12 protein-coding genes are annotated in these 15,575 nt (G+C 46.6%); 7 read left to right on the forward strand and 5 right to left on the reverse strand.

From position 1 onward, the window contains the following. Window positions 1-370: 370 nt before the first annotated feature. The 7 genes from QQJ87_RS10765 (at window position 371) to QQJ87_RS10795 (ending at window position 7,743) form a co-directional block, all read left to right on the forward strand. Entirely contained in the window at window positions 371-1,492 is a 1,122-nt protein-coding gene (locus QQJ87_RS10765; RefSeq protein WP_284281723.1) for a glycosyltransferase family 4 protein, read from the forward strand. A 10-nt stretch (window positions 1,493-1,502) separates the two neighbouring features. Beyond that, window positions 1,503-2,381 (forward strand): alpha-1,2-fucosyltransferase, encoded by an 879-nt coding sequence (locus QQJ87_RS10770; protein ID WP_284281724.1) that lies wholly within the window; start codon window positions 1,503-1,505, stop codon window positions 2,379-2,381. Between the two features lie 52 nt (window positions 2,382-2,433). Then, entirely contained in the window at window positions 2,434-3,258 is an 825-nt protein-coding gene (locus QQJ87_RS10775; protein WP_284281725.1) for a glycosyltransferase, read from the forward strand. A 316-nt stretch (window positions 3,259-3,574) separates the two neighbouring features. Further along, on the forward strand, window positions 3,575-3,841 hold the full coding sequence (locus QQJ87_RS10780) for a transposase (protein ID WP_284281726.1): 267 nt from the start codon (window positions 3,575-3,577) through the stop codon (window positions 3,839-3,841). Continuing rightward, on the forward strand, window positions 3,841-4,986 hold the full coding sequence (locus QQJ87_RS10785; RefSeq protein WP_284281727.1) for an IS5 family transposase: 1,146 nt from the start codon (window positions 3,841-3,843) through the stop codon (window positions 4,984-4,986). Before QQJ87_RS10780 ends, QQJ87_RS10785 begins: the two co-directional genes overlap by 1 nt. Before the next feature lie 470 nt (window positions 4,987-5,456). Further along, window positions 5,457-6,473, forward strand: coding sequence for a UDP-glucose 4-epimerase GalE (galE, locus tag QQJ87_RS10790; RefSeq protein ID WP_284281728.1), 1,017 nt, complete (start codon window positions 5,457-5,459; stop codon window positions 6,471-6,473). 274 nt (window positions 6,474-6,747) lie between these two features. Beyond that, window positions 6,748-7,743, forward strand: a complete 996-nt coding sequence (locus QQJ87_RS10795) for an NAD-dependent epimerase/dehydratase family protein (RefSeq protein WP_284281729.1) — start codon at window positions 6,748-6,750, stop codon at window positions 7,741-7,743. Between the two features lie 81 nt (window positions 7,744-7,824). Here the strand turns inward: QQJ87_RS10795 and QQJ87_RS10800 are convergent, their stop codons facing one another. From QQJ87_RS10800 to QQJ87_RS10820, 5 genes are all read right to left on the reverse strand, one after another. Continuing rightward, entirely contained in the window at window positions 7,825-10,737 is a 2,913-nt protein-coding gene (locus QQJ87_RS10800; RefSeq protein ID WP_284281730.1) for a YjbH domain-containing protein, read from the reverse strand. A 22-nt stretch (window positions 10,738-10,759) separates the two neighbouring features. Beyond that, window positions 10,760-11,443, reverse strand: coding sequence for a hypothetical protein (locus QQJ87_RS10805; RefSeq protein WP_284281731.1), 684 nt, complete (start codon window positions 11,441-11,443; stop codon window positions 10,760-10,762). Window positions 11,444-11,536: 93 nt separating this feature from the next. Beyond that, window positions 11,537-11,917, reverse strand: a complete 381-nt coding sequence (locus QQJ87_RS10810; RefSeq protein WP_284281733.1) for a hypothetical protein — start codon at window positions 11,915-11,917, stop codon at window positions 11,537-11,539. 109 nt (window positions 11,918-12,026) lie between these two features. Next, window positions 12,027-13,235: a GumC family protein gene (locus QQJ87_RS10815; RefSeq protein WP_284281735.1), complete on the reverse strand. Its 1,209-nt coding sequence runs from the start codon at window positions 13,233-13,235 to the stop codon at window positions 12,027-12,029. A gap of 8 nt (window positions 13,236-13,243) precedes the next feature. Beyond that, window positions 13,244-15,559 carry an SLBB domain-containing protein gene (locus tag QQJ87_RS10820; protein ID WP_284281736.1) on the reverse strand — a complete coding sequence of 772 codons (2,316 nt, stop codon included), beginning with the start codon at window positions 15,557-15,559 and terminating at the stop codon, window positions 13,244-13,246. Window positions 15,560-15,575: the final 16 nt, after the last annotated feature.

Raw genomic sequence — 15,575 nt, forward strand, 5'->3', positions numbered from 1 at the left:
GAACAGATCAACCGAAATGTACGCGCCGAAGAACTACAAATCGTGAATTCTTCAGTGCTTCCTTAGCCCTTCAGAACTTTCCATATCCTTAATAAAAGTAGTCACGCTAACTCTTTACTCACTACATACGCTTTATCAAGCCTTATCGGGCTGTGCTTATTAAGAAACGCAGCGACCTAAATTTATGAAGTACCAGTCTGCCTCGTAAGCGTCACCTTATCAAGTCTATTGACAGTTTACAGACAGGTTTTATTCAATTTCTTTAAAGAATTTCAATATACACATCGAGCAGAACAAGCTTTACTAATCATTGTAAATCTTAACAATAGATTTAAAATATAATATCAACACTTGAGGTTAAAAACCCAAAATGAAAATTGTCCTTGTTTCGAGATCATGGCCAAAAGTCGAGATGTCTGGTGTTTCACTGATAGCATATCAGCACTGTTTTTTATTGAAAAAACTTGGACACGAGGTAGTTGTGATTGGTACGAATATCTTGGAGAAGGAAATAAAAGCGGACAAAACTTACCGTATAAAATCCGAGGGAAGCGACGCACTATACGCTAAAAAATATGTAGACAAGAAAAAATTGCAAAGTATTCTTACCTGTGAAAAACCTGATGCAGTTTTATTAGAGGCGTGGCAGACTTCACTTACAGAAGCCGCTTTGGAAATTGCTCACGAACTCCAGATTCCAACATTAATGATAAGCCATGGAATTTCCGTTCATGCATTTACATGGAGACCACGCGATCTAATTAGAGCAGCTGGTTGGTTTATGTACCGAATTAAGAAGTTACCTCAGTTAGTGTCAAAACTAACAGTTCTATCAACATTAGATTACCATACTGAATGCCCAAGATTTTACGATAGAGATATTGCAATTAAAATGGGCAAAAAGATTACATTAATTCCGAACTCGGCAATTCACGAAGCCAAGGACTTAATACCATATGAGTCGAGAACCAAAAATATCATATCGATTGGATATTTCTCAGAGATTAAAAATCAAAAATTTGCGATAAATTTACTATACAGTCTTCCAAGTGAATACAGCCTGACATTAATAGGAAAAAGACAAGGGAAATATTATAGAAAATGCTTGTCATTAGTAAGATCACTAAATTTAACTCACAGAGTCCGTTTTCTCGAAGATAGCGAGTGCGACATTGCGGAAGAGGTTTCGAAAAGCATTTTATCAATATGCACATCTATAACAGAAGTTTTACCAGTTACAATATTGGAATCAATGGCCGCAGGTACACCATTTGTATCATTTAACGTTGGGGCAGTCCCAACGCTAGAAGGGGGAATTATTGCTGCGACACGAAATGAGTTCCTAAGCGCAACACAAAATATTCTTACAAATGAAGCTCACTGGAATGAACTTTCAACGAGAGCTCGTACACATTACCGCACATTCTTTCATCTCGAAAACGTAGAAAAGGCAATTCAAAAATCGCTTGAATTAACAATTACGCACGCATAGGATATTAAATATGATAGTTGTAAACTTGGTAGGAGGGTTGGGAAATCAGATGTTTCAGTATGCATGCGGGAAGTCTTTGAGTATTTATACGCAGCAGAAACTTTATGTCACTGTAGATCAAATCGAACGCTACAACCAACATAATGGCTATGAGCTTAACAGGGTATTTGGCTTAAATTTGAACATTATGCCAATAAGTACGCTTAGGCATATAATTGGTTTTAAATCAGTGCTAAATCTTCGTAGAATATATGCTCATCCGTTTTTATCATGGATTCAGAGTACTAACTTTTACGCAGAACGAAGCAATCAATTCGATAGAAAAATCTTTGAGCAAAAACCACCGTTATATCTACACGGATACTGGCAATCAGAAGATTATTTTAAGGATCAAGAAAATATCATCCGAAATGAATTTGATTTTAAGACCAGTATTAACACTGAAGATTTTCGCATACTACAAAAAATGCGCGAAAAGCCATCTGTAAGCATACACGTCAGACGAGGCGATTATTTAAAGGGTAAATTTAAACGTATTTATCATATTTGCGATGCCAATTATTATATAAATGCAATCAAGCACTTTGAAAATATCTACAGTGATTTTAATATATTTGCATTTTCTGACGATCCAGAGTGGGTAGATGTAAACCTTGCGAAAAAATTTGAAAATTTACACATAGTATCTCATAATAGCGGAGAATTTAGCTGTAATGACATGCGTCTTATGGCAGCAGCTGATCACAATATAATCGCAAACAGCAGCTTCAGCTGGTGGGCCGCTTGGTTAAATTCAAATGACGACAAAATAGTGATCGCCCCGAAAAAATGGTATAGAGCTGATAAACAAGCAAATACAATTATCCCAACTAGATGGATTTCGCTTTGACTATTAAGCTCTTCACGTTTAAGAACAGTACATTTTTATAGGTCGTTTTCTAATGTCAGACAATACCCAATTTTCTGTACTTATTTCAGTTTATTTCAATGACGACCCTCATCTTTTTGCAAACGCACTGCACAGTATATATAATAATACCTTAAAACCAACTCAGGTTGTGCTCTGCCAGGATGGTCCTATTGGCAATAATCTTAAAAAGGTAATCGAACTATATAAACCCAAGCAAGGATTTCTGCACATAGATATACCTTGTAATTTAGGGCTTGCAAAAGCTTTAAATATCGGACTCAAACATATAAACACACCATTTGTATTTCGTGCTGACGCTGATGATTATAATTTGTTTGATAGATTTGAATCTCAACTCCCCTATTTACTTGAGGGTTTTGATTTGGTTGGTGGACAAATCGTTGAACAAGACTTTCAGGGAATTACTTTATCCAAAAGAGTTACCCCACTTTCCCAGCGTGATATTCTTCATTTTGCTAAATTCAGAAATCCTTTTAACCATATGACAGTTGCCTATCGTCTTGATGCGGTATTGAGTGCAGGCGGATATCCAACAATTTACTTAAAGGAGGACTATGCTCTTTGGGCAATTATGCTCAGCAAAAATATGAAAGTCATGAATCTAGATAAAGTTTTGGTTCGAGCTACTGCTGGTTTAGACATGATCAAAAGGAGAGGGGGTACAAAATACATATATTCTGAATTTGCCATACAATCATTGTTAGTTAAGCTAAAATTGCAGCAATTTCCTCTAGCAATTTTTGTTGGTTCTATGCGCTCAATTGTTTTTTTACTACCTTCCCGCTTGAGAGCTATGTTTTACTCTATCTGGCTTAGAAAATCTAACACTAATTGAATGTTATTTAATTTAGTCGATGTTTTTTTATCAAATGGAGAGCATAGTAAATAATCTTTAATGAGTTAATCTATTTTTTCGATCGTTTATATTATGACTATCCAATACTGATGTTAAATCAATCTCTTGGTTTCTGAACCTGTGTCTGCATAGCAGTAACCAATGTAGATTATTAACTTCCGCTTACTTAGTCGGTCCTGGAATACCCCTGCAGACGTGATGAATAATGGCTGTGATGTTGAAACTAGCAATTTGGATTTACAAGAAAGTGGTTAAAATGGGTTCACTTTCTTTTAAATTTCAGTAAGATTTTTTCATGTCTATTCGTTCAAATCCGGACCAACCCCAAGACGAATTGTTTCGCTCCCGGCTTGAGAACATGATCGACATGAGCCACCCCTTGGTGAAGTTAGGTCAATGCATTGACTGGAAAGTTTTTGATCGAGAATTTGGAGAGGACTACGCCGCCAAAGCGGGCAGACCGGCAACCCGAACACGTTTGATTGTTGGTCTGACGTATTTGCAATTCATGTACGACATGAGCGATGGAGCCGTGGTTGAACGCTGGGTGGTGTCACCCTAGTGGCAACACTTCACAGGCGAAGAGTATTTTTCCAGCACAACTTTCCCCTTTACCTTACAACGCTGGTGAAGTGGCGTAGAAAGATTGGCGAAGAAGGCTGCGAGTGGCTTTTGACTCAAACCTTGCAGGCTGGCAAGAAGCTCGGTGTATTAAGGGCCAGCAGCTTGGACAAAGTGGTGGTGGACACCACTTGCATGGAGAAGGCTATAGGCCATCCCGTGGACAGCAAACTGTTCAACCGCATGCAGGAACACTTGGTGAAAGAAGCAGAGTGCCTGAACATAACCCTTCGCCAGAACTACAACCAGGTTGCACCGCAACTGGTGAAGAAAGCGGCCCGATACGGGCATGCCAGGCAATACGCCCGCATGCGCAAGGCCAGCAACAAACTAAGAACCATTTTGGGCCGTGTGGTTCGCGACATTGAACGCAAGGCGAAAACCAGCAAAACCCCATTGACAACCAAGATGATGAAGTTGCTGGCGCTGGCCAAGCGCTTAAAGGTGCAGCAGAAAAACAGCAAAGACAAAGTGTACGCAATACATGCCCCTAAAGTGGCGTGCATTGCCAAAGGCAAAGCCAGAAACCCCTATGAGTTTGGTGCCAAGATCTCAATTGCAGTAACAGCCAAAGACAGTTGGGTGGTCGGTGCAAGAACATTCAAAGGCAACCCTTACGACGGGCACACTTTGGAAGAAGCGTTTGATCAGATCAAAGCCATTGCCGATCACCCCCCGAAGCAAGTGTACGTAGACCGAGGTTACCGAGCCGCGTACTTGGGGCAACAAACCGATGTGATCATCACTGGGCAAAAGCTACACAGCGAAGCAACCAAGCGCTGGATGAAACGGCGAAACAGCGTGGAACCGATCATCGGACACTTGAAGGCCGACCACAAAATCAAACGCAATTGGCTCAAAGGGCATCTGGGTGACTGCATGGCACCGATTCTGGCCGCCAGTGGCTTCAATGTTAAGAAGATCTTTGAGGGCCTTGGCTCCTTTTGCGCCCAAGACCTACGGGCTGGTTATGGCGTTGTTGGCCGATTTTTATGCGGAAGTGAAACATTCGAACCAACACCATCGGCAAATCAACCGTTTCCTAAAGGCATAAACGGAAAAACAGGGTTATTCAGGACCGACTAGATTGCTGTGAACACATGGCCATCAACTGGTTTACTTTCACCAAACGCATTTGTACTTGCCACGTTGATTTGATTATGCAAGCAATGGAATATCGACTTGGGGCAGACGATGTGGCTCAAACTCCCGTTTAATGGTTGTCTGTCTATGGTTTTTTTAAGACAGCAACTGAAACGAGTACCTCTGAGGCGCAGCTGGGATTTAATCCCGTCAGACCGCCGGTTGAACGCCTGCAAATCAACGGCATGACCGATATCTCTATGAAAACTTTTAAGCGTGAATTGAAGTTTTGGTTCGAGCATTACAATGAATAGCACCCTCACAGCGCTTTTGGATGCCTGCCACTCTGTAGATTCAAAAAAACGCAGAGGTCAATTAACTAATACCGATTTCTCTTTAATAAAGGGGATAGCCCCCTCTAATACAGGGATAAATCGAACTATAACACTTTTCTTGTTAAGGTAGCTTTTTTTATGAGAATTCTAGTTACTGGTGGCTTAGGCTATATAGGCTCTCACACATCAATTCAATTGATATCAGAAGGGCATGAAATTGTTATTTTAGACAATCTCAGCAACAGTTCAATAAAACCTTTACAACGCATCCATGATATAACCAATCGAAAACCAATTTTTGTTGAAGGCGATATTCGTGATTCTCACCTATTAGATAAATTATTTAGAAATTTCGAAATTGATGCCGTTTTGCACTTCGCCGGCCTTAAATCTGTTGGCGAAAGCGTAAGCTCACCATTAAAATATTATGATAATAATGTTTACGGGAGTCAGGTTTTACTTAGTGCAATGTCAAGTGCAAATGTTTTTAACTTTGTATTTAGCTCGTCGGCTACAATATATGGTCAGCAATCTGATTTACCAATTTCCGAAGACTGTAATTTAAACCCTCCCTCAAGTCCATATGGAAGAAGTAAATTATTCGTTGAAAATATTTTGTATGACCTGGCTAGATCAAGTTCGAATTGGAAAATTGGAATTTTGCGCTATTTTAATCCTGCAGGTGCACACACAAGTGGCTTACTTGGCGAATCACCGTGTGGCATTCCAAATAACCTATTACCCTACATTGCGCAAGTTGCCTCTGGTAACTTACCATACCTATCCATTTTTGGTTCTGATTATAATACACCGGATGGCACTGGCGTACGCGATTATGTTCATGTAATGGATCTTGCCGAGGGACACGGACTTGTATTAAATAAACTCAAAAATTTAAATGGTGTACATATTTGGAATCTAGGTTCAAGTCACGGCTATAGCGTCTTCGAAATTGTGAGGGCATTTGAAAAAGCTAGTGGTCGATCTATTAATACCAAGCTAGCTCCACGCAGACCTGGGGATTTAGCTACCTGTTTAGCGAACGCATCTAAAGCGGAATGCGAGCTTGGCTGGAAAGCTAAGCGAGGAATAGATCAAATGATGCAAGACACGTGGAATTGGCATTTAATAAATCCTTTAGGCTATCAAGATTAGTTTTGGTGGCTGCGCTACTTAAATTTGAAAGAAATATTAATATCTAATTATAAATTTAAAAATGCCGCTTATTAAATTGACTTTATTTAAAAAAAACAATCTACTCATCAAACTTTTACTCCATTTTCCAATAGTATTGATTATTTGATTTTGATATTTTATTTATCGTATTTTTGAAATTTTTACCTGTAGATATTTGAAAATTCTGAGTATTATTCAGGTAAATTTTTCATCAAGACGGATAATTTCGATGATTAATTAGGAGATAGATTTAATGCAGACGATAAACGTAATCGGCGGGAGTGGATTCATTGGAACTTGCTTAGTCAGACGACTTATGAGTAAAGGGGGTATGGCTGTGCAGATTACTGACAAGACACCGAGCAAAGCGTTTCCGGATGTTGCAACATTGGGGGATGTCAGATCAATCGAACAGCTTCGGGCGTCGATTGCCAATGATTCTGTTATTATCAATTTAGCTGCTGAGCATCGCGATGACGTGAGACCTGTGAGTCTTTATGGAGAGGTCAATGTTGGGGGTGCCAGAAACATTTGCACTGTTGCACACGAAAGAGGTGTGCAAACAATTATCTTCACGAGCACGGTTGCGGTGTATGGTTTCGCACCGGTTGGGACCGATGAGTCCGGCAAAATCGCCCCCTTCAACGATTACGGGCGCACCAAATACGAAGCTGAACAGGTGTTTAAGGACTGGCAAGCTGAAGAACCAAACGAGCGTACCTTAGTGATCATCAGGCCAACCGTGGTTTTCGGGGAGCAAAATAGAGGTAACGTTTATAACTTGCTGCGGCAGCTTGCTTCAGGTAAGTTTGTGATGGTAGGCAGTGGGCAAAATAGAAAATCCATGGCCTATGTTGAAAATGTTGCTGCGTTCATTGAATATGCGCTAAGTTTCAAACCTGGCGTACACATCTACAACTTCATCGACAAGCCTGACTTTACAATGAAAGGCCTGGTTGCCAACGTCAATCGCATACTTGGTCGGTCAGAAAAAATTGCTTTCAGGCTGCCCTTTGTCGTCGGTTATGCAATAGGCAAATGTTTTGATCTGGTTGCGGCACTGACTGGGAAAAGATTCGCCATCAGTTCGATTCGCGTCAAGAAGTTTTGCGCGAATTCTGTATACAACACAGCTATTGGCAGGACTGGCTTCGTTTCTCCCGTGCCTCTAGAGCAAGCTCTCGCTCAAACAGTACGGTATGAGTTCATGGAGTCAAATGAACATGAAGGCGTGTTCTATACAGAGTGAAATGTGCCCTAACAAGAGACAACGCTCCACATTCGAATTTGATGAAGATCGGATGTCTGGATTATAACTGCTACAAATGACCTACTCCCCACTTCCCCCCCTGTACTCAATCGCCCGCGGGTCTCTTACTTTTGTCTGGTCAAACAACTGAATAGTTCTGTTCAGCTTTGCACCACCATCCCGTGTAAGTGGGCGCCACAAAAACTGTGCATTGCCTGGTATTGATTCAACAAAGAAAGCACTGAACGGTATTTGAACGTAAATGCCCTTGTCGAAACTACCCTCGCCAAACTGGGCCGCAGACACATTGGTCTTAGTTGCAAACGCACCCATTTTTACGCCGTTGTTAAACACGCGTGAAAGATCGACTGTAACCCCTTTGTCGCCCGCCAAGTATTGCCCCACGCTGACCTTCGCCAACACATCGCTGATTCCAGTGTCGTAATAGGCTGTTACGTGGCCAGTGTTTACGTGGTACGGCAACAAACTAAAATCTTCATTGTAGCCGCGCTGGCGCACGCTGTTCGCATCCACCCCAAGTGCGAAGCGGCTGTTGAATGGGCGGTACAGCACCTCGCCACCCACGCCGGCAAACATTTCTTCAAACAGGCCACCATACACCGAGTAAAACACATTGCTGCTAAGCTTGCCCAGGTGCGTTAGCTGCAAGTTGGGAATATTGAAGCTTGAACCCTTGGCGTATTTTTGAATGTCTGTGCGCACATGCGGCAGCACACTGTTGCTACCCTGGGTAAAGGTGTCAAAATTGCCCAGCAGGCGGTAGGCCAGTGAAAAGTCTAACCAGGTGGACTGGTTCAGGTTCAAGCGGCTGTCATTAGCTAGGTTGAACTGATACAAATACCCATCAGCACCACCGAATATCTGTTTGTAGCCAATGGAAAACTTGCTGGTGGCACGTTCAGGCATTTTTTCATACACAGTGTTGTACGGAAAATCGTACCCCTCGGTTGCGGCAAGATCTGAACGATTGTCTGCCCGAGTAAACCCGTTTAAGGTGTAATCGGTGTGGCGGGCCACCCATTGCCTGCGGTCTACCACGTGTTCGCCCGTATTCACGCCGTTTTGATTGTAATCAAAACTGAACCAGCCCACATTGGGCGGCAGGTCGCGGTTAAGCACGGCGCTGGCCCTGTCTAGGCTGTCAGCGTAATAAGCGGCGGCGCCATTGCGCACGGTAAGGCGCACTTCACTGCCGCGGGTTTCAACTTGGGTAACGTCCCAGTTGGTTTGCTCTTTCACACCCTGTAGGGTTTTGGGCCACTCCACTGGCCCTTCATGAGGGGTTGCAAAGGGCGATACAGGCTTTGGGTCTGCAACTTTGGATGTGTTAAATTTGCTCAAATTGTTGTGAATGGAAAGCACAAAGCCCATGGTGTTGCCACGTTCAACATTCACGCCAAAATCAACATTGCTGTTGACTTTGTACACCACACCGTAGTTAATGGCGCTGTTTTGCACCTGCGGGTTGGCCAACGGTTCATTGGCGTAATTGTTGCCGTCCATTTCGGCTTTGACGGTCCACCTTTCCCAAGGGGTGTGCCATTGCACGCCGCCGAACAGGGCTGTGCGGCCGTGAAAAAAGTCCTTAGTAGACAGGGTACCGCCTTGAGCGGTTGCCGCATTGGTGCGTACATTAAACTTGCTACCCAGCAAGCTAAACGGGTTGCCATGGTCGCCCCGTGCACCCAGATAACCCCACCCCAAGCCCAGCGAGGTGTCGAAGTTACCAAAGCGTTTATTACCCACCACGTATTCGCCTGAAAAAAGACCCGTACCGCCAATGTCTTGCAGGCCAACTGCCAACTGTGGCAGGTACGGCGTTTCATCGTACAGCTTGAATTTCAGATCAATTTCTTTATCAAGATAGGTTTGGTTGCCGCTGAAGCTTTGCGGGCCATACAGGCGGTTGGTAATGCGGGTGTAGCGAAAGCCAGCCTCCATCCAATCGAACGGTTGCAGAATAAAGCTGTAACGCGTGTAAGGGGCCACCCGGCTGGCTGTGAATGTAAAGTTACCTGCTTCGCGCATGCGGGCTGTGGGGGTTTGAATCAACCCCACAAAGCCAAAATCATTGGCGCTGATAGGCAAAGTGCGCAATGGCACGGTGGCGGCCCTTTCAGCAAATTCCTTTTGCGTGGCGTACACCACGGGCTTCGCCTGTGCGGCTTCAACGGGAATAGTGGCAACCCCTTGGGTAGCCAAGTAATTGGCCAAATTTTGCCAGGTTTGCGCAGGGTAGCCACTGTTGCGCCATGGGGCAACAATCCATGCACCCGGCATTGGAATTTCAGCGTTTTCGGCATTCCAGTTGCCGACGTTTTTCTTCAATACTTGGCCGGTTGGTTGCACCAGCCAAAGTGTATCTATGCTTTTGCCAAACGCATAATCGGTTTGCCCGTGAAAACACGCTGTGGCGTAGGTTTGCTCGCTAACACCTGCGAAATAAGGAACCTCGCAAATGCCGCCGCTGCCAACCACCACCACTGTGTTGGGGCGCTTGGGCACGGTGCCTGCGTCGCCAGGTTGTAAGGTGGGGTCGAGTTCAGGGTGGGCCAGTAAATAATCTGCATCGGCGCTTAGCAAGGGCAAGCGCCCGGTGGGTGCCAGTGCCTTTACCAGTGCGGTAAGGTAAGCCGATTCGCCCGCAGTGCCCTTGGGGTTGGATTCAGCTTGGGTGTAAAGGCTGGTAAGCAACTGGCGCTGTTGCAGTTGCTGGTCTTGAAGCAGTGCTTGGCGTTTAAACACTAGGCCGGGCAAGTAGAAGCCTTGCTCATCCAACACGGTGGGCAACCAACGGGCACCGCGTAAAAATGCGCTTAAGCGCTGGCCAGCATTCGGACTGCCAACGGCCACTGTGGGTTGAACGGGGCTGGCGGCAGCAACTGCCGGGCTTGTGCTGGCATCTGCGTGGGCTGGGCTATACGCGGCGTTGCACAGCAAACCAACCGCCATTGAAACGTGCTTTAAGCGCATGAATGTACCAAAACAATAAAAGTTACAGGTTTTGCGCAGCGGTGCGCAGTAAATATTCAACACAGTAGTTGGCCTGCAAACAGTGCAAACCATACACAGGCATGTAGTTGCTGGTGTTGTAGCCCACAATGAACTGCAGCTTGTTTAAATTGGCGGGCCCATTGTAATGCGCAGGCTTGTTGGCCCATTGGGTTTGCCACACATTGAAAGCGATGTTGGGTGCTTTGGCAGCACGTTGCATTAGCGGCGTGTAAGTGCCTGTTACAGGCCCAAGATTTACAAAATTCAGCTTAGCGCCATACAGGCTTGCAGAAGGCAAATCGAATTGAACAGAGGCTGGCGTGCCATCTGCATTGAACTGGTAATGCACGTTTTGCCAGTAATTTTGCAAACCACTGGAAGACGCTAAAAAGCCGGCCTGTGTGCGCAATACCTGCCCGTCATTCGACACCCAAGTGTCGATGGGTGCCTGGCCGGGTAGCTTGTCTTCAAAAATAAGGGGAAGCAGCGCCTGTGCATTGGGTGAATGCACCTCAAGATACGCATAGCCAGGTTTTAAAGGCGCAGCTTGCAAATTGGGTTGCCCAGCGCCAAAGGCAGCCTGTACACCTTTAACAGCAGCACCGCTCAGGTTTGTACATGCAGATGTTGAACAAAGCAAAGGCAATACACCCAAAAACAACATCAAGCGATTAAGTGCAAACATTAGGCAAACAAAGATCAAAAACAAGAATTAATTAAAGAAAAAGGCCCGCTTGGGGCCTTTTTGTAAAACAGCCTGAACTGCCAAGCGCGCAACTTATCTGGTGGTTGATGTGGCAGTGGCTGTGGACGTTGTGGCGTTGTTGTTATTGTTGGTAACAGCAATGGCCAAACCCGCAACAGCTACACCGGCAGCCACTGAACCAGCCACGCCCAAACCAGCAAGACCGGAACCAATACCGGCACCTGCGGCACCGGCACCCGCTGCGCCAGCGCCAACACCACCTGCACCAGCACCAGCACCTGCACCTGCACCTGCACCGCCAGCAGCACCTGCACCGCCCGCGCCAGCAGCACCTGTGGAACCAGTGGCTGCGCCGCCGGCTGAACCTGGTGCAACTGCACCACCTTCTTCACCCACTGCGAATGCGCTGGCTGTAAACATGACCAATGTTGCCGCTGCAATAAACTTTTTCATGAATATTCTCCGAATTAAAAATTGCTCAACCAAACTCTACCTAAACTTGACTACTGTGTACAGCGAAAAGTAAATGATTTTATTGCCGTTTTATTGCGTTTAAGTACGACTACAAGCGCCAAGCCTGCTTTAAGTTCTGCAATTTTTCAAGGGTTTCGGGGTCAGCTTCGGCTTTTTGCATGGCCCCACGCAAAAGCGAAATAAGCACAGCCAGAAAGCCAGCGGCCAACGTGCTTAAAATCACGATGAGTGCACGCTTGGGCTTGCTTTTCTTTTCTGGGGGTACGGCTTTGTCCAGCTGCTGCAGGGTTGCGCCCTCTTTGGCCTCGTCAATTTTGGCCAGCTCAAATTGCTTGGCCATAATTTCGTAAATGGCTTCGTTGTACTTGACGTCACGCAAGGCACGAACGTATTCAAGCCCGGTTTCTGGCAGGTTTTTGGTGGACACAATGCCACCGTCGTCGCCATTGCCCTTTTCAAGCTTGGCCAGCTGTACTTTCAAGCCTGCCAACTCGCCCTGAATGCGCTTGTAGTCGGGGTTCTCAGCGGTGGCAAAGGTGCGCATGGCGGTAAGCTGCACTTCGCGCTTGGCAATTTCGGCGCGTACATTGGCCACTGCCTCGATGGTGGCTTTGGCCTGCCCGTCAATTTGAATCAGGCCCGTGGTTTCTTGCACCTTTTTCAGATTAACCTCGGAATCTGAAAGCTTTTCTTTGGCCTTTTCAAACTGTGTTTCAAAGAATTGGCGGCGCTGCTGGGCGTCAGTAACGGCCACACGGTCCAATAATTTTGAAAGAGCATCTACGTAGCCGTTGGCAAGCTCAGCGGCAAACTTGGGGTCTTTATCATCAACACTAATTGAAATTATTCCAGACTTCTTGTCAGAGCTAATTACAGCAATCTTTTTAAGCTTCTCATAGACATCTTTGCGGTATTTCACGTCGTAGTGCTTCAGCAGGTTAAAGCGCTCAATCAACTGGTCCATCACGCTGTGGCTTTGCAGCATCGCCACATACTGTTCGTCGGGTGTTTTAATGCCCAAACCACCCGCTAAGCCACCCAAAGCACCCAATGAAGCAAGCGCCGCAGCAGCGCCGCCGCCACCGCTATTGCCACTGGGTGGAAGCAGGCTTGTTTCAGCGGTGAAAATTGGCGGCAGCAACAGCGACACAATGATAGACACCACGGCTGCAAGGGCTGGCAAGCCAAACACCAGTTTTTTTTGTTCACCCAGGGTTGTGGCCAGGTCGATCAGGCTGATTTCATCTTCTTCAACCCAATCAAGCTGTTCGGCTGGGGCGTTGGTTTGTTGATTCATGCCCGCCCCTATTTTTGAATTGCACGAACGGCGGCCGCACCCAAGCCAACCTGGTAGAAAATCTGCGATACATCCAACAGGCTTTTCGTGAAGCTGACCCGCTCAAAGTCTTCAGGCACATAGATAGAATCGCCAGGCAAGGCACGCGTGCCATACAAACCGCTGACAAACGGCACCCAGCCTTGCTGCGCGCTGTCTACGGTGCCATTGGCACGAATTACGAAGATTGAGCCTTGATCGGAGCTTTTGGCGGGGCCGCCGGCTAGATCGAGATAATCAAATACGGTTTTGCTTTTTTGATAGATGAAGCTGCCTTGGCTAGGTACAGCCCCAAACACACTGATGAATCCGGGCTGAGACGGAATGGTAATTTGATCGCCATCTTCAAGCGGTACAGGGGGCAATTCAGCAACCTGATTGACGCTGGGCTTGATCGGCAAAATAAGACGGCCATCGGGCTGAATTGATTTCAGCTTTTCAAGGTAGGCCTGTTGGCGTTTGGCAGTTAGTTCAGCAACCTGTGCATCGTTGCCGCTAAGTGCAGACTGGGTGCGCGTGGTGGCTGAGGCGTTCAGCAGTCGCTCGGCCTCTGCAAGCGCTTTGGTCAGCGCAGCTTTTTGCTGCTTAAGCGTACTTTCACGCGAAATGTTGGTGCCAAACAAAAACGCGTTGGGGGTAATGCCGCCAGCTTGCACAATGACGTCGCGCAGGGTTTCACCGGGGGTGACGCGGTAATAGCCAGGGGCATTCACCTCGCCGCTGACTTTCACCAAGGTTTCTTTGCGGGCAATGGGAATATCTGTGTCTTTGGTGCCAAAAACTGTAACCACGTCTCCGGGCTGAAGTACCAAATCTTCCTTTGGATCTTTGGCGATGGCTTTGCGAAGGTTAAATGGAATCAGCTGGGTTTGAATGTTTTGAGCATCAAGCCGCTCGATGACTGCATAGTCCCAATTGACTTGGTCTACCCGGTTTTCAAGGCTGTTTTTGAGGTCATTCAGGTCGACCTTTTTCTTGTCAGTGTATTGCACCAAACGGTTGGTGCGCTGGTAGTAATCGGGCGTAACCAAGGCGTTGGCGTCGGGTATAAGGTCTGAAATGCGCAGGCCCTGGCTGTAAGGGTAGCGCAAAGGCCTGGCCACCTGCCCGCGCAGAGTAACCGCATTGTCAAATTTTGGGCTGATTCCAAACACAGTAACGACATCGCCGTCTTTGACAACACGGCCCGTAACCGCTTGTTGGTAGGGCATGCGCAATACATTGCGTGGCGCATTGGGGTGTTTAAAGTCAAAAGTTTCGATCAACAACTCACGCTTGTCGCTAAGCGGGCCGTTGCTGCCGGCAAGGGCCATCATGTCGGCAAGGGATTCGTCACCTTTGATTTCATACACGGCGGGTTTTTCAATGGCACCCACAATGCCCACGCGCGGGCCAGCGGGCTTTAACAGAATGACGTCACCAGCCAGCAGTTTGCGGTCGCCGGTAAGGTCACCATTTTTCAGGAAGTTGTACAGGTCAAAGTGCGCAATGTCTTGCCCACCGCGTTTAAGCACGATGTCGCGGTAGCTGCCTTCGGGCCCGGGCTTGGCAATTGAAAACACAGCGCTTACCAGCGTGGACATGCTGCTAACATTGAACAAGCCCGGCGTTTGGGCATTACCCACCACGTACACCTGTATGCCACGCAGTTGGCCCAGTGTGGCGCTGACATTGAAGTTTTGGTAGTACTTGCCGATTTGACCTTTCAGGAAGCTGTTAAGGTCGGCTGCGCGAATGCCAGCAACCGGGAAGGTGCCCACTTTGGGAATGGCAAGCTGGCCATCACGATCAACCGTGGCTTTGTAGTTGACGTCGATACCGCCCCACACGCGCAGCAGAATTTCATCGCCCGGGCCGACCAGGTAATCGCCCGGCACGGGTACATCAGCGGATGGGGTGAATGCGCCACTGGCCAGTGCCTCGTCACCAAAACGGGGAAGGTCTTGCCCTATGGAAGCGAAAATGAATTTTTGGAAGGCTGAGGGCTGTGGTTGGGCAGTTGGTGCATTGCGCTCAACCACCTGGTTGGGCGATTTACCATCGGCAGTTTGGGCTGCCTTGCCAGTAGACCTGTTAAGGCCCTGAGAAGCTGGTGACATATTGTCTACAGACACGGCGGGGGCTGTGGGCACATTGCCAGCCGTGGCATCTGCCCCTACACCGGCACCTGAATATGCACTAAAACCGCCAGCCCCGGCGGGCATGGCCTGTTGCGAAAACGCAAGCCCGCACCAGCCGAACACGGCTGCACAGGCAAAAAAACGGGCACAAGCTTTTAAATTCATTTTTAAATCAATAATA

This window comes from Limnobacter litoralis (assembly GCF_030160455.1).
Taxonomy (GTDB): Bacteria; Pseudomonadota; Gammaproteobacteria; order Burkholderiales; family Burkholderiaceae_B; genus Limnobacter; species Limnobacter litoralis.